Source organism: Streptomyces sp. NPDC006510 (assembly GCF_040611955.1).
Classification (GTDB): domain Bacteria; phylum Actinomycetota; class Actinomycetes; order Streptomycetales; family Streptomycetaceae; genus Streptomyces.
Genome location: NZ_JBEXPH010000027.1, coordinates 1 through 24,305 on the forward strand (window position 1 = coordinate 1; position 24,305 = coordinate 24,305).

The 24,305-nt window shown below is 70.3% G+C and carries 21 protein-coding genes and 1 pseudogene; 10 read left to right on the plus strand and 12 right to left on the minus strand.

Translation table 11 applies throughout. The features are described from left to right. Nucleotides 1-465 precede the first annotated feature (465 nt). A complete protein-coding gene (locus tag ABZY11_RS11650; RefSeq protein ID WP_356478956.1) occupies nt 466-1,164 on the minus strand; it encodes a DUF402 domain-containing protein in 699 nt (232 codons plus the stop codon). Between the two features lie 247 nt (nt 1,165-1,411). Then, nucleotides 1,412-2,836, minus strand: coding sequence for a class II fumarate hydratase (locus ABZY11_RS11655; RefSeq protein ID WP_356478957.1), 1,425 nt, complete (start codon nt 2,834-2,836; stop codon nt 1,412-1,414). A gap of 106 nt (nt 2,837-2,942) precedes the next feature. Here ABZY11_RS11655 and ABZY11_RS11660 point away from each other — a divergent pair, with 106 nt between their 5' ends. After that, nucleotides 2,943-4,472, plus strand: a complete 1,530-nt coding sequence (locus tag ABZY11_RS11660; protein WP_356478958.1) for a ricin-type beta-trefoil lectin domain protein — start codon at nt 2,943-2,945, stop codon at nt 4,470-4,472. Nucleotides 4,473-4,532: 60 nt separating this feature from the next. Here ABZY11_RS11660 and ABZY11_RS11665 read toward each other — a convergent pair whose 3' ends face one another. Beyond that, nucleotides 4,533-5,834 carry a M18 family aminopeptidase gene (locus tag ABZY11_RS11665; protein ID WP_356478959.1) on the minus strand — a complete coding sequence of 434 codons (1,302 nt, stop codon included), beginning with the start codon at nt 5,832-5,834 and terminating at the stop codon, nt 4,533-4,535. Between the two features lie 340 nt (nt 5,835-6,174). Further along, nucleotides 6,175-7,548 carry an MFS transporter gene (locus tag ABZY11_RS11670; RefSeq protein WP_356478960.1) on the minus strand — a complete coding sequence of 458 codons (1,374 nt, stop codon included), beginning with the start codon at nt 7,546-7,548 and terminating at the stop codon, nt 6,175-6,177. Nucleotides 7,549-7,618: 70 nt separating this feature from the next. Between ABZY11_RS11670 and ABZY11_RS11675 the strand changes: the two genes are divergently transcribed. Continuing rightward, complete coding sequence (locus ABZY11_RS11675; RefSeq protein ID WP_356478961.1) at nt 7,619-8,605, plus strand: LuxR C-terminal-related transcriptional regulator; 987 nt, start codon at nt 7,619-7,621, stop codon at nt 8,603-8,605. Nucleotides 8,606-8,670: 65 nt separating this feature from the next. On the opposite strand, the gene ABZY11_RS11680 is transcribed toward ABZY11_RS11675, so the two are convergent. Beyond that, complete coding sequence (locus tag ABZY11_RS11680) at nt 8,671-10,338, minus strand: fumarate hydratase (protein WP_356478962.1); 1,668 nt, start codon at nt 10,336-10,338, stop codon at nt 8,671-8,673. Nucleotides 10,339-10,529: 191 nt separating this feature from the next. Here ABZY11_RS11680 and ABZY11_RS11685 point away from each other — a divergent pair, with 191 nt between their 5' ends. Continuing rightward, nucleotides 10,530-11,192 (plus strand): DUF1707 domain-containing protein, encoded by a 663-nt coding sequence (locus tag ABZY11_RS11685; RefSeq protein ID WP_356478963.1) that lies wholly within the window; start codon nt 10,530-10,532, stop codon nt 11,190-11,192. A gap of 254 nt (nt 11,193-11,446) precedes the next feature. After that, complete coding sequence (locus tag ABZY11_RS11690; protein ID WP_356478964.1) at nt 11,447-11,830, plus strand: WhiB family transcriptional regulator; 384 nt, start codon at nt 11,447-11,449, stop codon at nt 11,828-11,830. A gap of 193 nt (nt 11,831-12,023) precedes the next feature. On the opposite strand, the gene glpX is transcribed toward ABZY11_RS11690, so the two are convergent. After that, entirely contained in the window at nt 12,024-13,055 is a 1,032-nt protein-coding gene (gene glpX, locus ABZY11_RS11695; RefSeq protein ID WP_124716631.1) for a class II fructose-bisphosphatase, read from the minus strand. A gap of 141 nt (nt 13,056-13,196) precedes the next feature. Between glpX and ABZY11_RS11700 the strand changes: the two genes are divergently transcribed. Then, nucleotides 13,197-13,715: a DUF4245 domain-containing protein gene (locus ABZY11_RS11700; protein ID WP_356478965.1), complete on the plus strand. Its 519-nt coding sequence runs from the start codon at nt 13,197-13,199 to the stop codon at nt 13,713-13,715. Nucleotides 13,716-13,823: 108 nt separating this feature from the next. Here ABZY11_RS11700 and ABZY11_RS11705 read toward each other — a convergent pair whose 3' ends face one another. The 4 genes from ABZY11_RS11705 to ABZY11_RS11720 all read right to left on the minus strand — a co-directional run bounded on the left by ABZY11_RS11705 (nt 13,824) and on the right by ABZY11_RS11720 (nt 17,638). Further along, nucleotides 13,824-14,414, minus strand: coding sequence for a malonic semialdehyde reductase (locus ABZY11_RS11705; RefSeq protein WP_356478966.1), 591 nt, complete (start codon nt 14,412-14,414; stop codon nt 13,824-13,826). Between the two features lie 168 nt (nt 14,415-14,582). Further along, nucleotides 14,583-14,843: an exodeoxyribonuclease VII small subunit gene (locus ABZY11_RS11710; RefSeq protein WP_356478967.1), complete on the minus strand. Its 261-nt coding sequence runs from the start codon at nt 14,841-14,843 to the stop codon at nt 14,583-14,585. A gap of 124 nt (nt 14,844-14,967) precedes the next feature. Next, entirely contained in the window at nt 14,968-16,179 is a 1,212-nt protein-coding gene (xseA, locus tag ABZY11_RS11715; protein ID WP_356478968.1) for an exodeoxyribonuclease VII large subunit, read from the minus strand. A 73-nt stretch (nt 16,180-16,252) separates the two neighbouring features. Beyond that, nucleotides 16,253-17,638: an APC family permease gene (locus ABZY11_RS11720; RefSeq protein ID WP_356478969.1), complete on the minus strand. Its 1,386-nt coding sequence runs from the start codon at nt 17,636-17,638 to the stop codon at nt 16,253-16,255. A 74-nt stretch (nt 17,639-17,712) separates the two neighbouring features. Between ABZY11_RS11720 and ABZY11_RS11725 the strand changes: the two genes are divergently transcribed. Both ABZY11_RS11725 and ppgK read left to right on the plus strand, forming a co-directional pair. Continuing rightward, nucleotides 17,713-18,702, plus strand: a complete 990-nt coding sequence (locus tag ABZY11_RS11725; RefSeq protein WP_266414826.1) for a 4-hydroxy-3-methylbut-2-enyl diphosphate reductase — start codon at nt 17,713-17,715, stop codon at nt 18,700-18,702. Between the two features lie 62 nt (nt 18,703-18,764). Next, entirely contained in the window at nt 18,765-19,502 is a 738-nt protein-coding gene (gene ppgK, locus ABZY11_RS11730) for a polyphosphate--glucose phosphotransferase (RefSeq protein WP_356478970.1), read from the plus strand. Nucleotides 19,503-19,519: 17 nt separating this feature from the next. Here ppgK and ABZY11_RS11735 read toward each other — a convergent pair whose 3' ends face one another. Then, the gene (locus ABZY11_RS11735; protein ID WP_356479006.1) at nt 19,520-20,065 is read right to left on the minus strand and encodes a DUF6542 domain-containing protein; all 546 of its coding nucleotides are present in this window, start codon (nt 20,063-20,065) and stop codon (nt 19,520-19,522) included. Nucleotides 20,066-20,339: 274 nt separating this feature from the next. On the opposite strand from ABZY11_RS11735, the gene ychF reads away from it, so the two are divergent. The 3 genes from ychF to ABZY11_RS11750 all read left to right on the plus strand — a co-directional run bounded on the left by ychF (nt 20,340) and on the right by ABZY11_RS11750 (nt 24,143). Beyond that, nucleotides 20,340-21,428, plus strand: a complete 1,089-nt coding sequence (gene ychF, locus ABZY11_RS11740) for a redox-regulated ATPase YchF (RefSeq protein WP_356478971.1) — start codon at nt 20,340-20,342, stop codon at nt 21,426-21,428. Between the two features lie 259 nt (nt 21,429-21,687). Continuing rightward, nucleotides 21,688-22,512, plus strand: a complete 825-nt coding sequence (locus tag ABZY11_RS11745) for a sugar nucleotide-binding protein (RefSeq protein WP_356478972.1) — start codon at nt 21,688-21,690, stop codon at nt 22,510-22,512. A gap of 212 nt (nt 22,513-22,724) precedes the next feature. Next, nucleotides 22,725-24,143: a DUF234 domain-containing protein gene (locus ABZY11_RS11750; RefSeq protein ID WP_356478973.1), complete on the plus strand. Its 1,419-nt coding sequence runs from the start codon at nt 22,725-22,727 to the stop codon at nt 24,141-24,143. Between the two features lie 40 nt (nt 24,144-24,183). Here ABZY11_RS11750 and ABZY11_RS11755 read toward each other — a convergent pair. After that, nucleotides 24,184-24,258: pseudogene (locus ABZY11_RS11755) on the minus strand (type II toxin-antitoxin system RelE/ParE family toxin); the annotation flags it as partial. Nucleotides 24,259-24,305 lie beyond the last annotated feature (47 nt).

The following is a 24,305-nucleotide window of genomic DNA, read 5'->3' on the forward strand; positions in this document are numbered from 1 at the left end:
GCCGGCGCGGCGTCCTGCTGCCGCGGCCGGGTGCGTTCCTGCGACCGGGCGGCGAGAGGCTGCCGGCCTTCGTGGGAGGTGGGGTGCTCCGTCACGCGTGGGGTTCCGTCCGTCCGGGCCGGTTGTATGAGGCAATCACCTCGTGGGGCGTTACTGTGCCCCGGCAAGAGCGGCGATAACAACGGCTGTCACCGGATGCCCCGGAATGAGGGGCTGAAACCGGATGCCTGCGGGGTGGGTCGGTGACAACGTTTCCGGCGACGGGGCGGCCAACAGCGAGCACGTCTCCACCCCCTCGTAGTGGTTCATACGATTCATACGACTGATGCGGCTCATACAGCTCATGCAGTGCGCGGTGCTCGTGCGGTGACTTGTGGTCAGGTCGGGTGCCGCGCCTCCTGGTTGGAGCGGAGCGGCACCCGGAGGACGATCCTACGTTTGTCCCCCTGGGGTGCATCAAGGGTCTCACGACGGCATATGCGAGGGGGTGCGGTCCCAGTCATCCGGAAGCGCGGGAACGCGCCATTGTGGATCGGGCCGCCAGTTCTCCCAGCCGTCCCGGAACGGAGCGCCCCACTCCTGGATCAGATCGACGGCCGCACGGCCCGCCTCCCGGACCCGTTGCGCGGTCCGCGGGGCCATCAGACCGGCCCGTTGCGCCATGGCGAATTCGTCCTCGTCGCGCCAGACCCAGCTGCGGTCCGGGTAGACGGAGATGTCGAGAAAGTGATCCTCGGAATCGACGCCGCCCTGCCAGCGGGTGTGCGGTTCCTCCAGATTCACGTACCAGCTGCGGAACTGCCAGACCGGCTCCCAGAACAGCCAGACCGACCACGGGTCGCCGGGCCGGGCGAGCTTCAGCACGCCGTTTCCCAGCCAGGGGGAGCGGGCGGTGGTGCGCGGGGCGGTGTAGCGGGTGGCGAGCGGTTCGGCGTGCACGTCCTTGCCGTTCGCCAGTACCGGCTTCACGCACTCGGTGCCGGGCGCCACCCACACCGCGAGCAGCTCGTCGGTGTCCTGGACGACGGTGACGGGGCGGCAGATGTGGAACGGGTCCGCGGCGCGCTCCGGCGCCCCTGACCCGGCCGGCGCGCCGTTGCGGCGGTAGCGCCACAGGATCTGATCACCCGGCGCCCAGTGCTCGATGTCTCCGGTACCTGCCATGGACGGATCTTAGAGCGTCCGGCAGTAGGCCTCGCGGCGTCGCGGGGCTGGGGCACGCGCCTCGCGGCGTTGTCGTCAATCACCATGTTCCCCGAGCTCTCGGCTTCGCTCGAGCAGGGGAGGCCCCATTCGCCATGCCTCAGTCCTCCGCCTTGCGATGCACGCACCCCAGCCCCGCTCCTTCACCCGCGCTGCCTACTGCCGGACGTTCTTGGAGGCGGTTGGGGCGCCGGGGCAGCGGCGCTGGTCACGGGCGGGTCATGCGCAACACGTCGAGCGCCTCGTCGAGCTGTTCCAGGGTGAGGTCGCCGCGCTCGACGTACCCCGAGTCCAGCACCACCTCGCGAATGGTCCGGCGTTGCGCGAGGGACTTCTTGGCGACCTTCGCCGCCTCCTCGTAGCCGATGTACTTGTTCAGCGGGGTGACGACGGACGGCGAGGACTCGGCGTACTCCCTGGCCCGCTCGACGTCGGCCGTGATCCCGTCGACCGTGCGGTCCGCGAGCAGCCGGGAGACGTTCGCCAGCAGCCGTACCGACTCCAGCAGATTCTTCGCGATGACCGGAAGCATCACATTCAGCTCGAAGTTGCCCGCGGCGCCCGCCGTCGCGACCGTCGCGTCGTTCCCCGTCACCTGGGCGGCGACCATCAGCACCGCCTCGGGAATGACCGGGTTCACCTTGCCCGGCATGATCGACGAGCCCGGCTGAAGGTCGGGGAGGCTGATCTCGGCCAGCCCGGTGCGCGGCCCGGACGCCATCCAGCGCAGGTCGTTGGAGATCTTGGTGAGCGAGACGGCGATGGTGCGGAGCTGGCCCGAGGTCTCCACGAGCCCGTCCCGCGCGCCCTGCGCCTCGAAGTGGTCCCGGGCCTCCGTCAGCGGCAGCCCGGTGGCGCGGGCGACCTCGGCGATGACGGCGGCGGAGAAGCCGGGCGGGGTGTTGATGCCGGTGCCGACGGCCGTGCCGCCCAGAGGCAGCTCGGCGAGGCGGGGGAGGGAGGCGCGCAGCCGCTCGATGCCGTACCTGATCTGGGCCGCGTAGCCGCCGAACTCCTGGCCGAGGGTGACGGGTGTGGCGTCCATCAGATGCGTACGCCCCGACTTCACGACCGTCGCGAACTCGGCGGACTTGCGCTCCAGGGCGGTCGCCAGATGATCCAGCGCCGGGATCAGGTCGCCGGTGACGGCCGCCGTCGCGGCGATGTGGATGGAGGACGGGAAGACGTCGTTGGACGACTGCGAGGCGTTGACATGGTCGTTGGGATGGACCTCGCGGCCGAGGCGCTCGGTGGCGAGGGTGGCCACCACCTCGTTGGTGTTCATGTTGGACGAGGTGCCCGACCCGGTCTGGAAGACGTCGACCGGGAAGTGCTCGTCCCAGCGCCCCTCGGCGACCTCGGCGGCGGCCTCCTCGATGGCCGCGGCGATGTCCGGGTCGAGCACCTTCAGCTCGGCGTTCACCTTGGCGGCGGCGGCCTTGATCCTGGCCAGGGCCTCGATGTGGGCCCGCTCCAGGCGCTGCCCGGAGACCGGGAAGTTCTCCACCGCGCGCTGCGTCTGGGCCCGCCACTTGGCGGCCGCGGGCACCCTCACCTCGCCCATCGAATCGTGCTCGACGCGGAAATCCGTACCACCCGCGGGGGCCTGTGCACCGGCCTGTGAGTCGTTCATCTCGTTCAACCTCCTGAAAAAGTTGAGCACTTGTCTCGTTCTGTCTATTCCCAAGTTGCCTACCGACCAGTAAATACCGGGGGTAACCACAACCCGGGGAGGCGCAATGAGGCGCACCAGGCACAGACTTCGCTGTACGGTCGCGGCCGCCGCGGCCTTGGCGGCGGCATTCGGCGGCATGGCCGCGGCTGCCGGACCGGCGGGCGCGGCAGACCGGTCCGGTTCCAGCACTACCGCATCCACCCCCCTGTCACCCGAACTGGAGGCCGTCCGCGCCGCCGAAGCCACCCGGCTGTACGGCGACCCGGCCGAGCGCCCGCTCGCCGAGCGCAAGACCGGGCTGATCTCGCTCGGCGACAGCGAGATCTCCGGCGAGGGCGTCGGCACGTACGAGGCCGGCACCAACGGCCCCGACAACTGGTGCCACCGCTCGCCCGAATCCGCCATCCACCGCACCGGCATCCCGGCGGACGTCACGTACAACGTCTCCTGCTCCGGCGCGTACACCGGCAACATCGTGATCGGCGGCTCGAAGCAGTACGCCGACGAACTCGTGCAGAGCGACAACCTCGCCATCAAGGCCCGCAACACCCGCATCAAGATGATCGTGCTGGTCGCCGGCGCCAATGACGACCTCCAGTTCGGCCCGGTCATGACGGACTGCGTCACCCGCTGGGTGCTCTCCCAGGGCACCTGCCAGCCGAAGTACGAGGGCGGCTGGCAGGCCCGCGTCGACGGACTCGTCCCCAAGGTCGAGAAGACGGTGCGCGACCTGAAGACCGTCATGTCCGACGCCGGGTACGGCAACGGCGACTACAAGCTCGTGGTCATGGGCTATCCGAGCCCCATCGGCCCGGACTTCTACGACAACCCGAACTTCCCCGGGAAGCTTCCCGGCGGCTGCGCCGGATACGACTCCGACGCGGCCTGGGGCCGCAACGTCGCCGTTCCCGCCTTCGAACGCGGCATGCGCAAGGTCGCCGCGGACACCGGGGCCGTCTACCTCGACAACTCCCGGCTCTTCCACGGCCACGAGGTCTGCAGCGAGTCCACCTGGGCCCGCGGTCTCTACATCGACCTCTCGCACTTCCCGCCGGACTCCAACTCCCTCCGGCAGTCCTACCACCCGAACGCGAGCGGCCACGGGGCCTTCGCGTCCTGCCTGACCCAGATCTACAACTCGAACCTGCGCGAGGCGAGCTGCGCCGACCCGGCGAGCACCGGAAAGCCGGTCCTGCAGGCCGGGGCGTGGGACGACGCCTTCAAGCCCCTGAAGAACGAGGCGACGGGCACCTGTGTGGACGCCCCCGGCTCGGTGACCCGCAATGACACGAAGGTCGGCGGCTGGGACTGCCACGGCGGCCGCAACCAGGGCTGGTGGTACGACGCCGGCACCAGGACCCTCCGCACGGAGCTGAGCCACGACCGGTGCCTGGACGTGCCGGGCGCCGACTACAAGGCGGGCGCCACGGTCATCCTGTACAACTGCTCGGGCGCGGCCAACCAGCAGTTCGTGAAGCAGTCGGGCACCCTGCGCCCGGCGGCCTCGACCGGGCTGTGCCTGACGCTGGCGGCGGCGAAGGACCCGCTGAAACTGCAGAGCTGCGACGGCGGCGCGCAGCAGCGGTTCGCGTAGCAGTGCGCGGAGGGGTGGGGCGACCCTGGCCGCCCCACCCCTCCGGGCTGTTCGGCGCGGTCAGCCGGACGTCATGAACGCGCCCAGCGCGGCGGCCAGATGACCGGGGTCCTCGGCCCCGCACAGCTCGCGCGACGAGTGCATGGAAAGCCCCGGCACCCCCACGTCGACCGTCGGCACACCCAGCCGGGCCGCGGTGAGCGGGCCGATCGACGTACCGCACGGCATCGCGTTGTTGGAGACGAACGGCTGCCACGGCACGCCCGCCCGCTCGCACGCCGCCGCGAACACCGCCATACCGGTGCTGTCGGTGGCGTACCGCTGGTTGACGTTGACCTTGAGGGTCGGGCCGTCGTTCGGCAGCGGACGGTGCTCCGGGTCGTGCCGCTCCGCGTAGTTGGGGTGCACCGCGTGGGCCATGTCGGCGGAGACGCAGAAGGCACCGGACAGGGCACGCGACCAGTCCTCCGGACTGCCGCCGCGCGCGGTGACCGAGCGGCTCAGGACCCGTTCCAGCAGCGGACCCTGCGCACCCGTCTCCGAACCGCTGCCGACCTCCTCGTGGTCGAAGGCGGCCAGGACGGGGATGTACGCGGGCTCGTCGGCCGCGGTCGCCGCACCCGTCAGGGCCGTGACGCCCGCGTGCACGGACACCAGGTTGTCCAGCCGCGCCGACACCACGAACTCCTGGTCCGCGCCCAGGTATCCGGGCGGCTGGACGTCATGGAGCATCAGGTCCCAGCCGAGCACCTCGTCCGGCTCCACCTCGGCGGCCGCCGCGACCCGGCGCAGCAGCGCACCCTCCTCGCGCGCTCCGAGCGCCCAGACCGGGGCGAGATGGCGCTGCCGGTCGAGCGCGAGCGCCTCGTTGACCGTACGGTCCAGATGGATGGCCAACTGGGGCACCCGCAACAGGGGTTCGTCGATCCGGACGAGCCGGGACCCGACTCCGCCGCCCGGGGCGCGCAGCGCGAGCCGCCCGGAGATGCCCAGATCGCGGTCGAGCCAGGTGTTCAGCGGAACGCCGCCGTAGATCTCCACACCGATCTGTCGCCAGCCCGCGGAGGCGGTGTCGGGAGCGGGCTTGATCCGAAGATTCGGGGAGTCGGTGTGCGCGCCGACGATCCGGAAGGGGGTGTGCGCCGGGGCCCCCTCGGGGACGTACCAGGCGATCAGCGCACCACCGCGGGCGACGAAGCTGCCGCCGGTCGTGCCCGTCCAGTCGTCCGTGCCCCGCAGTTCACGGAAGCCGGCCTTCTCCAGGCGCTCGGCGGCACTGGCCACCGCGTGGTACGGGGAAGGGCTGGAGCTGATGAAGGACAGCAGGTCGTCGGTGTGGCTGCGGTGGGGAAGCGGCGTCATTCGGCGTCCGCCTTTCCAATGTTCGACGGTGAGGGTGGAGGAACCCGCGCCCGGCCGCTGGGTGCGGTGCGGTGCGGGCGGTGTTCGAGGCGGGGGGTGGCGTCTGGCCTCCGGTCACCCGGGCGATCCAGGAACGTGCGACAACCCACCAAAGCGGCCCGGTACGGCGCAAGTCCGTGGCGCGGCCCGCTGCGTGAAAGCGGCGGTGCCGGACCGGCCGCACCGGTCGCGGGCCCCGGGGTGGGCGGGGGCGGGCCGGGAATGTGCGGGACGGCGCGGACGGCCTCCGGCCCCTCGCCGGTCGTCCCAAGATTGGCTGAATAACGTCGTACGGGTTTGGTCACCGCACCGGCCCGACGCGATCGGTGCCGGAGTGCGGAGCGGGCACACCGGCCCGCCCGCGTGTCCCGGACACCCTGATCAGGAACACCACGGCGACCACGACGGCCGCCCCGTGCGACCAGGCGACGACGGTCAGCGGGCTGTATCGGTCGAGTGCCGCCGCGACCAGGATCATGCCGACGCCGAACCCGAGGTTCTCCAGGGTCGCGGAGAGCCCGAAGGCATGACCGCGCAGACCGGCGGGGAGCGTCTGCAGATGGGAGGTGTACGAGACCTCCGTGAGCCCGTCGGCCGCCCCGGCCGCCAGCGCGATCACGGCGGTCGCCGCCGAGGGGAACCCGGCGAACGCCAGGATGAACGCCCCGGACATCAGACAGGTGCCGTACCCGAAGCCCGGCGCCCCCACCGTCCGCCCGGTGTGTTTGACGTACCGCTGGATCACCTGTTGCGCGGCGACGTTCCCCAGCGCCCACAGACACCAGAACGCGCTGACGAACACGGCAGGGTGCGAGGCGTCGAGTCCGGCGGAGTGGACCGGCAGCGCGGCGTTGTGGGAGGACGAACCGAAGGCGTCCACACTCCGCAGCACCACCATCAGACCGAGACCCGGCGCGGCGGCCGACGCGAGGAACGCGCCCGGCCGCCGCCACCGCCCCGGCTTCCCCCGGCCGCCGGCCCTCCCCTTCCCCGTGCCCCCGCCGGAATGCCCCTCCGATTCCGGCCGGGCGTCCTTTCCCCTGCCGCCGCCCGGGATCGGCAGCAGCGCCACCGTCACGGCACAGACCACGAAGGTGGCCATGTCCACCACGAAAGCGGCGGTGTAACCGACGAGTGAGACCACCACGCCCGCAGACGCGAAACCGGCCACCATCGCCAGTGAACGCCCTGTGATGGAGAGGGAGTTCGCCCAGGACCGCCGGTCGTCGCCGACCATCTCGGGAATGGAACTCCGCAGCGCCACCATGAAAAGCGTTCCGCAGCCGCCGACCACCACGGAAACGGCCATCAACGCGGCGAATCGCAGCCCCTCGGGCGCGAAGACCAGCAGCAGCATCACCGCCGCCTGCGCCACATTCGTCCACAGCATGAGGCTCTTGGCGGTGAACCGGACGAGGAGACCACCGGCGGTCAGTCCGGCGACAAAGCCGGACCCCAGGCGCACGGCCATGAACAGGCCCATCGCGAGCGCCCTGCCCGTCGTCTCGTAGACGAACAGATTGAGCGCCACCATGTTCAGGAAGGTGCCGTACGAGGACAGGGCGTATCCGGCGACGAGGAATCGATAACGGCGCTCCCCGTGCGCCGGGCCGTCCGGACCGCCGTCCGGTGTGCGGTCCGGCCGGTCGTCCGTCTCATCGATGTCGTGCGTCACCGGCCCATACTCACCGAGCCTTCGCGCTCGCCCATGACCGCGCGAACGCACGAATGTAATCTGCATGCTTGTGAAGGACGATCATTCCGGCCCACAGGCGTGCGATTGCCGCGAATCGTCACCGGACCGCGTCTGCGATCCGGCCCTCGCGGCCTATCGGCGCGCGCTCACGGACGGAAGCCTTCCGGCGGACGAGGTGCCCGGCTGCCTGACCGCCCTGCATCTGATGGTGGAGGACCGCGCCGCACCGGGCCGCCTCATCCCGGTACCGCCCGAGACCGCATCGTTCGACGTGCTCGGGCCCATCGAGGCGGCGATCGCCCGGCAGCGCCGCACACTGCGTTCGGCCCGCGCCGCCCTGACCGTGTTCGAGGGCCTGTACGCCGACGCGCACCGGCTCGAACCGCCCGCCCTCACCCGGCTCTCCGGCGAGGCCGTCATCGGCAAGGCGCTCGAAGCGGGCGTCGCGGGCTGTCGCGCGGAGGTCCGCACCGCCCACCCGGGCGGCGGCCGTCCCGTCCATGCGCTGGAGGAGTCGCTGCCCAGGGACGTGCGCAACCTGCGGCGGGGCATCCGGCAACGGACCATCTACCAGCACACGGTCCGCTCGGACCGTACGACGCTCGCCTACATAGAGCGGGTGACGACCGAGGGCGCCGAGGTCAGAACGCTCGCCGAGGTCGCCGACCGGATCATCGTCTTCGACCGGAGCCTCGCGTTCATCCCGTTCTCCGACGAACCGCACAGCGCCCTGCGCATCCAGCACCCGTCCCTGGTCCGCTTCCTGGCCCGGCACTTCGACGAGGCCTGGGCCCGCTCGGTCCCGGTCCGCCCGGAACGGGTGCCGCTGCGCACCCCGGTCGTCGTCTCCGATCTGCAACGGACCATCCTGCAGGCGGTCGTGGGCGGCGAGACGGACGAGTCGATCGCCCGGCGGCTCGGCATGAGCCGCCGCAGTGTCGCGGAGCACGTGCGCAGGGTCTCCGGGCAGCTGGGCAGCAACAGCCGGGCCCAACTCGGCTATCTGATCGCGACATCGGGCCTGCTGGAGGCGTGAGAAAGGCCCCGCGGGGACGTGACGGCCGATGAGATGCGGCCGGGACGCCCCCGCGGGGCGGCGCGTCAGGCGAGACCCGGACCCCGCACCGGAATGCTGGTGAACGTCGGTGCCGGGGCGGGCTCGGTGAAGAAGTCGTTGCCCTTGTCGTCGACGACGATGAACGCGGGGAAGTCCTCGACCTCGATCTTCCAGACCGCTTCCATGCCGAGCTCCTCGTACTCGACGACCTCGACCTTCTTGATGCAGTCCTGCGCGAGCCGGGCCGCCGGGCCGCCGATCGAGCCGAGGTAGAAACCGCCGTGCGCGTCGCACGCGTCGGTGACCTGCTTGGACCGGTTGCCCTTGGCGAGCATCACCTTGGAGCCGCCCGCCGCCTGGAACTGCGCGACATAGCTGTCCATGCGGCCGGCCGTCGTCGGGCCGAAGGAGCCGGAGGCGTACCCCTCGGGCGTCTTCGCCGGGCCCGCGTAGTAGACCGGGTGGTCCTTCAGGTACTGCGGCATCTCCTCACCCGCGTCCAGCCGCTCCTTGATCTTGGCGTGCGCGATGTCGCGGGCCACTACCAGGGGGCCGGTCAGCGAGAGCCGGGTCTTGACCGGGTACTTGGTCAGCTCGGCGAGGACGTCGTCCATCGGCCGGTTGAGGTCGATCTTCACGACGTCCCCCGCCTCGTCGAGGTGCTCGTCCGTGGTGTCCGGCAGGAAGCGGGCCGGGTCCTTCTCCAGCTGCTCCAGGAAGACACCCTCGGCAGTGATCTTCGCGGTGGCCTGGCGGTCCGCCGAGCAGGACACGGCGATCGCCACGGGCAGCGAGGCGCCGTGCCGGGGGAGGCGCACCACGCGCACGTCGTGGCAGAAGTACTTGCCGCCGAACTGGGCGCCGATGCCGATCTTCTGCGTCAGCTCGAAGACCTTCTCCTCCAGCTCCTTGTCCCGGAAGCCGTGGCCGGTGGGGGAGCCCTCGGCGGGCAGCTCGTCCAGGTAGTGCGCGGAGGCGTACTTGGCGGTCTTGAGCGCGAACTCGGCCGACGTGCCGCCGACGACGATCGCCAGGTGGTACGGCGGGCAGGCGGCCGTGCCCAGCGAACGGATCTTCTCCTCCAGGAACTTCATCATGGAGGCCTCGTTCAGTACGGCCTTCGTCTCCTGGAAGAGGAACGACTTGTTGGCCGAGCCGCCGCCCTTCGCCATGAAGAGGAACTTGTACGCGCCGCCGTCGGTGGCGTACAGCTCGATCTGGGCGGGGAGGTTCGAGCCGGTGTTCTTCTCCTCCCACATGGTGAGCGGAGCCATCTGCGAATAGCGGAGGTTGAGCTTGGTGTAGGCGTCGAAGATGCCGTGCGACAGCGCCTCCTCGTCACCGCCCTCGGTGAGGACGTTCTGCCCGCGCTTGCCCATCACGATCGCGGTGCCGGTGTCCTGACACATCGGCAGCACGCCCGCCGCGGCGATGTTCGCGTTCTTCAGCAGGTCGAGCGCGACGAACTTGTCGTTGGACGACGCCTCGGGGTCGTCCACGATCCGCCGCAGCTGCGCCAGGTGGGTGGGGCGCAGATAGTGCGAGATGTCGTGCATGGCCTCGGCGGCCAGGGTGCGCAGCGCCTCCGGAGCGATCTTGAGGAACGTACGACCGTCGGCCTCGAAGGTGGAGACACCCTCGGAGGTCACCAGACGGTACGGCGTGGTGTCCTCTCCCAGCGGGAGCAGATCGGAGTACGCAAACTCTGGCATTACGGCCATTCCTCACTCGGCAGACAGCGGCTGACCTCCCTTGGGCAGCGCATCCACCAGGGTAGAACGCCGCACCGGGGCCGAAGCTGTGAGGTAAGGCTCAGTTCGGCGCCCCGGGGGCCGGGGGTGCGACACGTCGGAGGCGCGGCAAGGGGTAGTCGCGATCTATCGCGTTTGGGTACGCTGGGCCGGTGGACCTCGAAAAGCAGCCCCAGCAGCCAGTGGCCCCGGTGGAGCCGGCCGGTATCCGCGCCTCCGACGCGGACCGCGACCGGATCGCGGACATCCTGCGGGAAGCCATGGCCGAGGGCCGGCTCACTGCCGATGAGCACGCCGAGCGGGTAGACGCGGTCTACCGCGCCAAGACCGTCGGTGAGCTGGAACCACTGGTACGGGACCTGCCCGCCCCGGCGGGTGCCGCCCGCCCGGCCGCCGCACCCGGCGCCCACGGTCACGAGAGCCCCACGGGCCCCGCCGACAACCTGGTGGCGATCTTCAGCAGCTCGACCCGCAAGGGCCGCTGGCGGGTCAGCAGCCGTACGAACGCCTTCGCGCTCTTCGGCAGCGTGGAGGTCGATCTGACCGAGGCGCTTTTCGGTCAGAGACTCACGGTCATCAACGCGACTTCCATCTTCGGGAGTGTGGACGTCAGGGTCCCCGAGAACATCTCGCTGCGCGGCAGCGGCACGGGTGTCTTCGGTAATTTCGAAGTCGCCACACTGGAATCCGCTGACCCCGAAGCACCGGTGGTCGTCGTCAATGGCTATTCCGTGTTCGGCAGCGTCGAGGCGAAGCCCAAGCGCGGCAAGTTCATCGCGGATCTCCAGGACCGGCTGCGCAAATACCTCGGATAGGACCCGGAAAGGGCCCGGAAAGGGCATGGACGGGGCTCGGGCGGGGCGTGCTCCGTCGTCATGTCCCGGGCTCCGGTGAACTCCTCCGAAAGTCCTCCGAACTCCTTCGAACTCCTTCGAAAACAAGCCAAATTCCTGGTCGACCGCTGTTTCGCAGCCCGGAACCGAGTGCCACTCAGTGCATAGGCGCGCGCACAGCGGGTAGGGAGTGCTGCATCGTCTCTCGCTCGCGAAGCCGTCGTCAGGAGTAGACCGTGCTGCAACTGCCGCATCAGCCCCTGCAGGTCGCCGCCGTCCCTCCCCAGCGCACTCCCGCGCGGGAGGACCAGGCCGGTCCCTGGCATTCGGAGGCGGTGTGCCGCCGGGACGAAGCCGGGCTGTTCTTCGCCCCGTCGAAGGAGCCGACTGCTGCCAGACTCGCGCGCGAGGAGTCCGCGAAGCGGGTCTGCGCGCGCTGCCCCGTGATGATCGAGTGCCAGGAGCACGCGCTCATACAACCGGAGCCGTACGGAGTGTGGGGCGGTCTCACCGCCGCGGAACGCCGTGTGGTGCTCGCCCGTCGCAGACGGCGCGAGATGGAACGCAAGGCCTCGTCCGCTTCCTCCGGGGCGACGGGCCGCATCGCCGCGGCGGGCTGACCGGCCACCGGTCGGCCCGGCCCGGTCCGGCCCGGTCCGGCCCGCGCCCGTACGGCCCCGCATACGCGAAGAGGCGCCCCCACCGCACATGGGGGGCGCCTCTTCGCGTTCTGCTTCCGGAGGACACGCCGGGGCCCGGCTTCCGGGCTTGCGGGCTCCGGGATTTTGGGTTCCGGAGGCTCCGGGGCGGGACCTACTTCGCGCGGTCGAAGTCGATCGCGCTGTACGCCCGCAGCTTCGAGAGCCGGTGCGTGGAGTCGATCTTCCGGATGGTGCCGGACTTGGAGCGCATGACGATCGACTCGGTGGTCGCGGTCTCCGCGCGGTACCGCACGCCGCGCATCAGCTCACCGTCCGTGATGCCGGTCGCGACGAAGAACACGTTGTCGCCGCTGACCAGGTCGTCGGTGGACAGCACCCGGTCCAGGTCGTGCCCGGCGTCCAGGGCGCGCTGCCGTTCGGCCTCGTCCTTGGGCCAGAGCTTGCCCTGGATGACACCGCCGAGGCACTTTATGGCGCAGGCCGAGATGATGCCTTCGGGGGTGCCGCCGATGCCCATCAGCAGGTCGACGCCGGTCCCTTCGCGGGCGGCCATGATGGAGCCGGCCACGTCGCCGTCGGAGATGAACTTGATCCGGGCACCGGTCTCGCGGATCTCCTTGACGATGCCCTCGTGGCGCGGGCGGTCGAGGACGACGACGGTGACGTCCTCGGGGGCGGAGTTCTTCGCCTTCGCGACACGGCGGATGTTCACCGAAACGGGGGCGTTGATGTCGACGAAGTCGGCGGCTTCGGGGCCGGTGACCAGCTTGTCCATGTAGAAGACGGCCGACGGGTCGAACATGGCGCCGCGGTCCGCGGCGGCCAGTACGGCGATCGCGTTCGGCATGCCCTTGGCGTTCAGGGTCGTGCCGTCGATCGGGTCCACGGCGATGTCGACCTCGGGGCCGGTGCCGTCGCCGACGCGCTCGCCGTTGAACAGCATGGGGGCTTCGTCCTTCTCGCCCTCACCGATGACGACGACGCCGTTCATCGAGACGGTGGAGACGAGGGTCCGCATGGCCTTCACGGCGGCACCGTCGGCGCCGATCTTGTCGCCGCGGCCCACCCAGCGCCCCGCCGCCATGGCGGCGGCCTCGGTGACCCGGACCAGCTCCAGGGCGAGGTTGCGGTCGGGGGCCTCGGGGGAGACCTCGAGCTGAGACGGCAGATGATGCTCGGACATCGGAGCGCACCTTTCTGTACGGCGACGACCGGAAGAGGGTGCTGCGACTCTATCGTCAGGTCGACAAAATGAGCAGACCGGGTCACTTATGAGCGGCTGCCCCCGGTTCGGGCCCATCGGGCCTAATGCGACCATGGACCCGTGGCTAGCAAGCGAGGCAAGCAGACGGTGCGGGACATGTTCCTGTCGATGGCGGTCGTCTCCGCTGCGGCAGGGGTTGTTTACATCTTCGTTCCGCACGACGAGAACGCCAACCCGGTCAAGGCGGTCGACTACCGGGTGGAGCTCCTGACGGCCCGGCGCGCGGCGCCGTACCCCGTGGCCGCCCCGGACGGGCTGACCGAGAAGTGGAAGCCGACCTCGGTCAGCTACGACCGCGAGGCGGGCGACAGCTGGCACCTGGGCTTCCTCGACCCGGAGGGCAAGTACGTCGCGGTGGAGCAGTCCACGTCCCCGGCGAAGAAGTACGTCACCGAGGTCAGCCGGGACGCCAGGAACACCGGGCGTACGCAGCAGGTCGCGGGCGAGGCGTGGCAGCACTGGGAGGGCCCGAAGTACGACGCCCTCGTGCGCCACGACAAGGGCTCGACCACGGTGGTCACGGGTTCCGCCTCGACGGAGCGGCTGGCGGAGATGGCCGCCGCACTCAAGTCGTCCTGACACCGCCCGCCGGGACGCACCGGCGATTCCGGCCGGGCTCCGCAGCCATACGGAAAGGGCCCTGGAGCACTCGGTGCTCCAGGGCCTTCCTCGTATGCGCGGCGACGGTCAGACGGTCGTGACGACCTCGTCGTAGGCGAGGCGCGGCAGACGCGGGAACCAGGCGTCCTCGCCCGGCTTGCCGATGTTGACGACCATCAGCACGTTGTGGTCGCCGTCCAGGAACTCCTTCTCGATGCCCGCGGCGTCATAGCCGGTCATCGGGCCCGCGGCCAGGCCGGCGGCGCGGACGCCGATGATGAAGTACGCGGCCTGCAGCGCGCCGTTCAGCGCGGCGGTCGACTCGCGGACCGGGCGCTCGGAGAAGAACGTGTCCTTGGCCTGCGGGAAGTGCGGCATCAGGGCCGGGAGCTCCTCGTGGAACTCGTTGTCGGTGGCCAGGATCGCGACCAGCGGGGCGGTCGTGGTCTTCGGCCGGTTGCCCTCGGCCATGTGCTTGACGAGGCGCGCGCGGGCGTCGTCGGAGCGGACCAGGATGACGCGCAGCGGCGACTGGTTGAACGCGGTGGGTCCGTACTTGACCAGGTCGTAGATTGCCTGGACCTGCTCCTCGGTCACCGGCTCATCGGTGAAGGTGTTGGCGGTGCGGGCCTCACGGAAGAGGAGGTCCTGGGCGGCGGGGTCAAGAGCGAGGGACATCGTGCGTAATACCTTCCGGACGTGCGCGTGGATCGAGCAACGCGGACCACGGTAACGGAGAGGTAGGTTAATCTTCAACTAAAAGTGACCGGGGTGATCCGTTCCACAACGGCCTCGGCCGCAGCGGTCTCAGTCGCAGCGGTCTCAGCTACAACAGCCTCAGCGGTCTCAGCCGTTGTCGGCTGTCGTGCCGCCGCTCTCCTGGTCGCCCGGTCCCGCCAGAGCCGCGTCCAGCCGGGCTCGCGCGCCCTCCAGCCAGTGCCGGCACACCTTCGCCAGCTCCTCGCCCCGCTCCCAGAGCGCGAGGGACTCCTCCAGCGTCGTACCGCCCGCCTCCAGGCGGCGTACCACCTCGATCAGCTCGTCGCGGGCCTGCTCGTAGCCGAGCGTGCCCGTGGCACCGGCCGCCGTAGTCGCGTCGTCCGTCATGCGCCCCACCCTACGTTCCGGCCCACCTGGGGCCTGTGATCTCGTCCGTCCCTGCCGTGACCTCGGCGACCTCGACCGGCCATGCCTTCGCCCGGCCCGTCCGCCCCGCCGCCGCCGGGGGCGGTCACTCGCTCACCCGCACGGCGAACTCGCCCCCCGAAACCCGCGCCCGGAGCACCTCGCCCGGCGCCCCCGCGTCCGCGGGAGCCCGTACGACATGGCCGTCGGCCCGCTGGAGCACCGCGTAGCCGCGCTCCAGCGTCGCCGCCGGCGACAGCGCGACCACCCGCGCCCGGGTGTGGGCGAGCTCCGAGTCCGCCCGGTCCAGCAGATGTCCCAGCACTCGCCGGCTCCGCCCGACCAGCGCGTCGATCTCGGCGGCGCGCTCGTCCACCATCCGCTGGGGATGCTCCATCGACGGCCGGCCCAGGGCGTGCGCCAGCCCCCGCTCCTCGCGGTCCAGCAGTCCCCGTACCGTCCGCAGCGCACGGTCGCGCAGCTGCCCCACCCGGTCCAGCTCCTCGCCCACGTCCGGCACGATCTTCTTCGCCGCGTCGGTCGGCGTGGAGGCGCGCAGGTCCGCGACCAGGTCGAGCAGCGGGGAGTCCGGCTCATGGCCGATCGCCGACACCACCGGCGTACGGCACGCGGCCACCGTCCGGATCAGCTGCTCGTCCGAGAACGGCAGCAGGTCCTCCACGCTGCCGCCGCCCCGCGCCACGACGATCACGTCGACGTCCGGCAGGTCGTCCAGCTCCTTCACCGCCTGGACCACCTGATTCACCGCGTGCACACCCTGCACCGCCGCGTTGCGCACCTCGAAGCGCACCGCGGGCCACCGCCGCCGGGCGTTCTCCAGCACATCGCGCTCGGCCGCCGAAGCCCGCCCGCAGACCAGGCCGATCAGCTGCGGCAGGAACGGCAGCGGCTTCTTCCGGTCGAGCGCGAACAGCCCCTCCGAGGCCAGCGACTTCTTCAGCTGTTCCAGGCGGACCAGCAGCTCACCGATGCCGACCGGCCGTATCTCCGTGGCCCGCAGGGACAGCTGGCCGCGGGGCGCGTACCACTCGGGCTTGGCGAGGACTACCACCCGCGCCCCCTCCGTCACCACATCCGCGATCCGGTCGAAGACCTGCCGGAAGCACGTCACGCTCACCGAGATGTCCTGCGAAGGGTCGCGCAGCGTCAGGAACACCACCCCGGCCCCCGGCCGACGCGACAGCTGGGTGATCTGTCCCTCGACCCAGACCGCCCCGAGCCGGTCGATCCAGCCGCCGATGAGCCGCGACACATCACCTACGGGCAGCGGAGCTTCCGCGGACGTTTGGAGAGCCATGCGAGCGAGCGTATCCGCACCCACCGACAATCGGGCGGCCCCGACAACAGCCGCTCCGGCTCGCCCCGCAGCTTCAAGCCGTCCGTCGCCCCCACTGCAACGCCAGCACCACCAGCCCCACCCCGAACCAGCACACCCCCACCACCTGGGCGCTCTCGGTCGCCTCCACGATCACCGCGATCAGCGCTCCCGCGCCCACCACCGGCACCAGCACATGCCGCCACCAGCTCGGCGGCCCCTCCATCCGGCGTACGGCGAACCAGCCGACCACCGACGCGTGCAGCAGCACGAAGGCCGTCAGCGCGCCGATGTCGACGACCGACACCAGATGGTCGAGCCCGTCGGCCCGCCGGGCCGCCCACACCGCGGCGATCAGCGTCACCGCCGCGGCCAGCAGAATCGCCGTCCGCGGCACCCCGGACCGTGGGTCGACCCTGGCGAGCACCGAGGGCAGCCGCCGTTCCCTGGCCATCGCGAAGAGCAGCCGTCCCGCGGCGGCCTGCCCGGCCAGTGCCGCGAAGGCCGCCCCGATCGCCTTGCTGACCGCCACCAGATCGTGCAGCCAGCTCCCGACCGCCGAGTCCACCGTGTCGTAGAACGCCGACCCCTGCGCGGCCGGATCGGCGGCCAGTTCCGCCGACGTCATCGGTTCGAGCAACGCCGCCAGATACGCCTGCGCCACGAACAGCGCACCCGCGAGCACCAGACAGAACAGCAGCGCCCGCGCCACCTTCGCCGAGCCCCCGGTCACCTCCTCCGCGAACGAGGCGATCGCGTCGAAGCCCAGATACGACAGCACGGCCACCGACACCGCCCCCAGCACCGCCGACGTGGAGAAGCCGGAATCACCGGTGAGCGGAGTCAGCCAGCCGCGCTGTGCCCCGTCCCGTACGAGCACCACCACCGCCGACACCAGGAACACCAGCAGCACCACGATCTCCATCGCGAGCACCGCGAAGCCGACCCGGGCGGCGGCCCGCACGCCCCACAGGTTGAGCAGCGTGGTGACGACGACGGCGAGCGCCGTCCACACCCACCGCGACACCGACGGCACCAGCGAATTCAGCGCGATCCCGGAGAAGAGATAGGCGACCGCCGGGATCAGCAGATAGTCGAGCATCGCCATCCACCCGGCGATGAACCCCGCCCCCTCCCCGAGCCCCTTGCGCGCGTACGCGAAGACCGAACCCGCCAGCGGGGCGACCCGGACCATCTGGGCGTAGCTGAACGCCGTGAACGCCATCACCACGGTGGCCGCGACATAGACCAGCGCGACGGCGCCGTCGGACTTCGCGTCGAGCGTGCCGAATACACCGACGGGCGCCATCGGCGCGATGAACAGGAGCCCGTAGACCACCAGATCCCGGAAGCCGAGCGTCCGCCGCAGCCTGCCGCCCTCCTGATGCGCCCCCGTCGGCTCCACGCCCCCGCCCCCGCCGCCGCTGCCGGTGTCCGACATGAGCCCTCCCTCGATCGCGTACGGATCAGTCTCGCCACCCGGCCGATCTTCCGCGCGTTCGACTCGGCCTTACGATGGGGCGCATGACTGCTACGACACCTCGCCGCGTCCTGCTCGCCGCTCCCCGTGGCTACTGCGCGGGCGTGGACCGTGCCGTGATCGCCGTGGAGAAAGCCCTGGAGCAGTACGGCTCCCCGGTGTACGTGCGCCACGAGATCGTTCACAACAAATACGTCGTACAGACCCTGGAGAAGAAGGGCGCGATCTTCGTCGAGGAGACGGCGGAGGTCCCCGAGGGCTCGATCGTGATGTTCTCCGCACACGGCGTCGCGCCGACCGTGCACGAGGAGGCGGCCGAGCGGAAGCTCGCCACGATCGACGCGACCTGCCCCCTGGTCACCAAGGTCCACAAGGAAGCCGTCCGCTTCGCGCAGGACGACTTCGACATCCTCCTGATCGGTCACGAGGGCCACGAGGAGGTCATCGGCACCTCCGGCGAGGCCCCCGACCACATCACGCTGGTCGACGGCCCCGAGGACGTCGCCGGTGTCGAGGTGCGCGACCCGTCGAAGGTCGTCTGGCTCTCCCAGACCACGCTCTCCGTCGACGAGACGATGGAGACGGTCGGCGCGCTCAAGGAGAAGTTCCCGCTCCTGATCTCGCCGCCCAGCGACGACATCTGCTACGCCACGCAGAACCGCCAGATCGCGGTGAAGCAGATGGGCGCGGACGCCGACCTCGTGATCGTCGTCGGCTCCAAGAACTCCTCCAACTCGGTCCGCCTGGTCGAGGTCGCCCTCGGCGCCGGGGCGAACGACGCCCATCTGGTCGACTTCGCCGAAGAGATCGACGAGGCCTGGCTGGAGGGTGTCTCCACGGTCGGCGTCACCTCCGGGGCTTCGGTTCCCGAGGTGCTGGTCGACGGCGTCCTGGCATGGCTGTCAGAGCGCGGTTTCGAGGACGTGGAGATCGTGAAGGCGGCCGAGGAGTCCATCACCTTCTCGCTGCCCAAGGAGCTCCGCCGCGATCTGCGTGCCGAGGCCGCCGCACTCTCGGAGAAGTAGCCCTGCGGTCATTGGCACGTTCCGGGAAGTGGGCCGGGCCGCCTGCCCGTACCGTGGGCCGTATGCAGATCTTCGGCGTGGACATCGGCGGATCCGGGATCAAGGGTGCTCCCGTGGACCTGGACCGCGGAGACCTGGCGCAGGAGCGCCACAAAGTACTGACACCGCACCCGGCCACGCCCAAGGACGTGGTCGAGTGCGTGGCCGAGGTCGTCGGCCACTTCGACTGGTCGGGCCCGGTGGGCGTCACCTTCCCGGGCGTCGTCACCGGCGGTGTCACCCGTACCGCGGCCAATGTCGACAAGGGCTGGATCGACGCGGACGCGCGCGGACTGCTCGGTGACCGGCTCGGCCTCCCCGTCACCGTGCTCAACGACGCGGACGCGGCCGGCGTCGCGGAGATGACGTTCGGCGCGGGCCGGGGCCGCAAGGGGACCGTGATCGTGCTGACGCTCGGTACGGGGATCGGCAGCGCCCTCTTCGTCGACGGCCGGCTCGTCCCCAACACCGAGCTGGGCCACCTGGAGCTGAACGGCCACGACGCGGAGAAGCACGCCTCCACCAAGGCCAAGGAGGACGAGGGCCTGAGCTGGCACCACTGGGCGCACCGGGTGCAGAAGTACCTGGCCCATGTGGAGATGCTGTTCTCGCCCGAGCTCTTCATCATCGGCGGCGGGGTCAGCCGCAAGGCCGACAAGTTCCTGCCCCTGATCGAGCACGTACGGGCCGAGATGGTGCCGGCGGAGCTTCAGAACAACGCGGGCATCGTGGGCGCGGCGATGGCGGCCGCGGGCCGCTGAGGCGCCTGCCTACCCGGTCACCGCCGTGGGCGGCGCGGTCCCTGCGAGGAGGGGCGTGCCGTCTGCGCGGCGAGCAGCATGCGGCGCTGCCGCTGACGCATCAGCCGTACCTTCCGTACGGTCGCGATGAGCCCGGCGATGAGCGTTCCGCCGTACAGCCACCCGGCGTGCACGGCGAGCGCGGTGACGACCGCCATGGTCTGGCCGCCGAAGCCGCCCGTGCCACCGGCGATCGGGATGACCCCGATGGCGAACGCGATCGGCACGATGATCGGCGCGGTCACCAGGTCCGCGGGCCGCACCCACAGCGCGGTCAGTGCGCAGACCGGCAGGAACAGCACCCCGAACACCACCGACGAACCGTCGAGCACCAGCAGGTCGAGGCAGGCGATCACGAACATGACGGCGGCGGCGAAGAGCCCGGCCCCGATGCCGGTCAGCCGGGGGTTCGGCAGCCTGCGCAGCGCGAGGACGACGGGCGGCACCGGACGGGAGCGGCCCTCCGGCGCGCTCACCACCCGGTAGACGGTCGCGGTCTCCTCGATGGTGCCCTGCGGGGACAGCGGGGCCTGGCGAGACTGCCTGCGCTGCGGGGGACGTGTCCTGTGCTGCTCCACCGGGACAACGTAGGTCGCCGGGCAGGAGGAAACAGGTGCGGGACACGCCCTTTGGGCGACCTAGGGGATGAGTTCGATGCCACACGGCCGAACGGGAACCGGATCGGCACCCGACCGGACCCGTGGGGACAGGGTTGCCCCCGCCCGTAAACTGGAGAATCGGCCCACCCGGGCCCCCAGCGTTCCCGCTCACCTCTTCACTCCTCAGGAAGTCGCCAACGTGTCGCTCACGATCGGAATCGTCGGCCTGCCGAATGTCGGCAAGTCGACCCTGTTCAACGCCCTGACCAAGAACGACGTGCTGGCGGCCAACTACCCGTTCGCCACGATCGAGCCGAATGTCGGCGTCGTAGGCGTCCCGGACGCCCGCCTGAACACGCTGGCCGAGATCTTCGGCTCCCAGCGGCTGCTCCCCGCGACGGTCGACTTCGTCGACATCGCCGGCATCGTCCGCGGCGCCTCGGAGGGTGAGGGCCTGGGCAACAAGTTCCTCGCGAACATCCGCGAGTCCGACGCGATCTGCCAGGTCATCCGCGCCTTCAAGGACGAGAACGTCGTCCACGTCGACGGCAAGGTCTCGCCCAAGGACGACATCGAGACGATCAACACCGAGCTGATCCTCGCCGACCTCCAGTCCGTCGAGAAGGCCGTCCCGCGCCTCACCAAGGAGTCCCGCCTCCAGAAGGAGAAGGTCGCGGTCCTCGCCGCGGTCGAGGAGGCCCAGAAGATCCTCGAGTCCGGACAGACCCTCTTCGCCTCGGGCATCACCGCGGGCACCGAGAAGGGCAAGCTCCTCCACGAGCTCCACCTCCTGACCACCAAGCCCTTCCTCTACGTCTTCAACGTCGACGAGGACGAGCTGGTCGACGAGGACTTCAAGAACGAGCAGCGCGCCCTGGTCGCCCCCGCCGAGGCGATCTTCCTCAACGCCAAGATCGAGTCCGAGCTGATCGAGCTCGACGACGACGAGGCCCTGGAGCTCCTCCAGTCCATGGGCCAGGAAGAGCCCGGCCTGTCCACCCTCGGCCGCGTCGGCTTCGACACCCTGGGCCTGCAGACCTACCTCACGGCGGGCCCGAAGGAAGCCCGCGCCTGGACGATCAAGAAGGGCGCCACGGCCCCCGAGGCGGCCGGTGTGATCCACACCGACTTCCAGAAGGGCTTCATCAAGGCGGAGATCGTCTCCTTCGAGGACCTGGTCGAAACCGGCTCGGTCGCCGAGGCCCGCGCCAAGGGCAAGGCCCGCATGGAGGGCAAGGACTACGTGATGCAGGACGGGGACGTGGTGGAGTTCCGCTTCAACGTGTGAGCGGGTGAATTAACACCACGTTGGCGGTCTGGCAAACATGCGTGTCAGATGGGGCTGGCTCTTCCGGGGGCCGGCCCCTTGCTGTTTCCCGTGCTGGGACGGTGCTGAGAAACCTGACCCCTTGCCACCTGTCATCACCCCTGCTCATTCCTGCCGTGCTGGGATCGTGCCGTCTTCTGCAGGGCCGAATCAGCCCGTCCTCGCGCGGGGCTCTCGATTCGCCCCCAGGCCGCGGCAGCGTGCCTTAGCGTGTTGCGGCATGACGGTGCTGATCATCGGAGGCAGTGGGTTCCTGGGGACGGAGCTGCTGCGCAAGGCGCGCACGAAGGGCTGGGACACGGCTGCGACGTTCCACTCCTGCCTCGGCGACCCCGCAGCCGCCGCCTGGCACCAGCTGGACATCCGCGACCCCGTACGCGTGGAGGCGGTGCTGACGGCGGTCGCACCGCGTGCGGTGATCGACGTGACCAGCGGCGGGGCGGACTGGAAAGTCACCGCCGATGGCTCCATCCACATCGGCATGGCCGCCGCGAAGCTCGGCATCCGCCTGGTGCACGTCTCCAGCGACGCCGTCTTCTCCGGCAGCCGGGTCCACTACGACGAGACCTGCGCCCCAGACCCGATCACCCCGTACGGGGCGGCGAAGGCCGCCGCCGAGACGGCTGTGCGGCTCCTGTGTCCGGACGCGGCCGTCGCCCGCACCTCTCTGATCATCGGGAACGCCCAGTCCGAACACGAACGCCTGGTGCACGCGCTGATCGCCGGAACACGGGAAGGCGTTCTCTTCACCGACGACGTGCGCTGCCCCGTGCACGTCGAGGACCTGGCCGCCGCCTTGTGGGAACTCACGCGCTCCGATGCGGCCGGCCTCTTCCACCTCGCTGGCCCCGACGCTCTCAGCCGCTACGACCTCGGCGTGCACATCGCCCAGCGCGACGGCCTCGACACTTCCCGTCTGCCATCTGGCCGCCGGGCGGACACACGCCTGCCGGGGCCACTCGACGTGCGTCTCGACAGCCACGCCACTCAGCATCGACTGAGCACCAGGCTCCGCGGTGTCCGGGAGTTCCTCGGCGAGGGGTAGGAGAAGCACGGAACCGGTTGCCTCTGGGCTTCCTCCTGGCGGGCACCGTGATGCCGGCCTTGGCCCCTGCTTGGCACGACCGGCCCGGTGCCGCACGGTCCGAGGGACGCGGGTTCACGACTCGTGACTGTGAGCGACAGTCGGCGAAGACGTCGTACTAACGTCGATGTTGGTAACATCGACGTTAGTGTCATGCGTGGAGGTCGGCAGACGTGGTGGATTTTGTAGGCCGTCGGCAGGAGCTGGCGGCGTTGGAGCGAGAGCTGCAGAAGGTGGCGGCAGGGGTCGGCGGGGAGCGGCCCGGTCGGTGCGTGATGTTGCGTGGGCGGCGCCGGGTGGGCAAGTCGCGACTGGTCGAGCGGTTTGCGGAGCGCTCCGGAGCCCCTTTCTTGTTCTTCGCTGCGATTGGCGCGTCCCCCAGGGATGATCTGGCACGGCTGGCCCGGGACGCCCAGGCATCGACGCTGCCGTTGGCGGGGCTGGTGGCCGCCGCGCGGCCGGAGAGCTGGGATGCCGCGTTCGATGTGCTGGCCGCGGCGCTGCCTGCCGACCGGGCGAGCGTTCTGATCATCGACGAAGTGCCGTACCTGATGGATACCGACGGCGCCTTTGAAGGGATGCTGCAACGGGCCTGGGACCGGGTGCTGGAGACCAAGCCGGTGCTGCTGGTCCTCATCGGCTCCGATCTGTCGATGATGGAGGCTCTCAACAGCTACGGGCGCCCCTTCCATCAGCGCGGCCGGGAGATGGTGCTCGGGCCGCTGAACCCTGCCGAGGTGGGGCGGATGCTCGGGCTGGAACCGGCGGAAGCCTTCGACGCCGCGCTGGTCACCGGCGGGCTGCCGCTGATCTGCGCGGAGTGGCCGCGAGGTGCAGGGCTGTGGGACTTCCTCGGCGAGGCGCTGAGTGATCCGGTCTCGGCTCTGCTGGTGTCGGCCGAGCGCTCGCTGGCTGCCGAATTCCCCCCGCAGGCTCAGGCGCGTACGGTGCTGGCGGCTATCGGCAGTGGCGAGCGGACCTTCACCAACATCGCGCGTGCGGCCGGCGGGATCGGGGCCACGCCCCTGCAGCGAGCGCTGGAGCTGCTCACGGGCAAGCGGATCGTCGCTGCGGAGCTGCCCGTCTCGCTGCGTCCGTCGAAGGATCGCCGCTACCGGGTGTCAGATCCCTACCTGCGGTTTTGGCTGCACCTGCTCGGCCCGTCCATGGAGGAGATCGAGCGGGGCCGGGGTGATCTGACCTTGGCGCGCATCCGGGAGAACTGGACCAGTTGGCGCGGCCGAGCCGTCGAGCCCGTTGTCCGCGAGGCCCTGGCGCGGATACTGCCCGATGACAGGCTGCCCGCGGCCCCCGCAGTGGGCGGCTACTGGACCCGTACCAACGACGTCGAGATCGATGTCGTCGGGGCGGACCGCGCACCCATTGCCAAGGAACTGCTCTTCGTCGGCTCCATCAAGTGGCTGGAGCAGTCGCCCTTCGACCGGCACGACCTGGCAGCTCTCCATCGACACCGGGCCGCCCTCACCGACGAACCCGTTCCAGTCGTCGCGGTCTCGCGCAACGGAGTCGACTGTCCGGGGCTCGACGCCACCTACGGCCCCGGCGATTTGCTGACCGCCTGGCCGCTGTGAGTGGCGGACAGTGGGCATCAAGTGTGCAGGCCTGAGGGGCCAACTCTCCGTTGTCGATCGTGTGGACGACTCTGTAGTCACCGACTCGCAGGCGTCGGCGGTCCGGCTGTGAGACGGAGGGCGGACAACGCCTCGCTCGACGCGGTGCGCCGTATCGCGGAC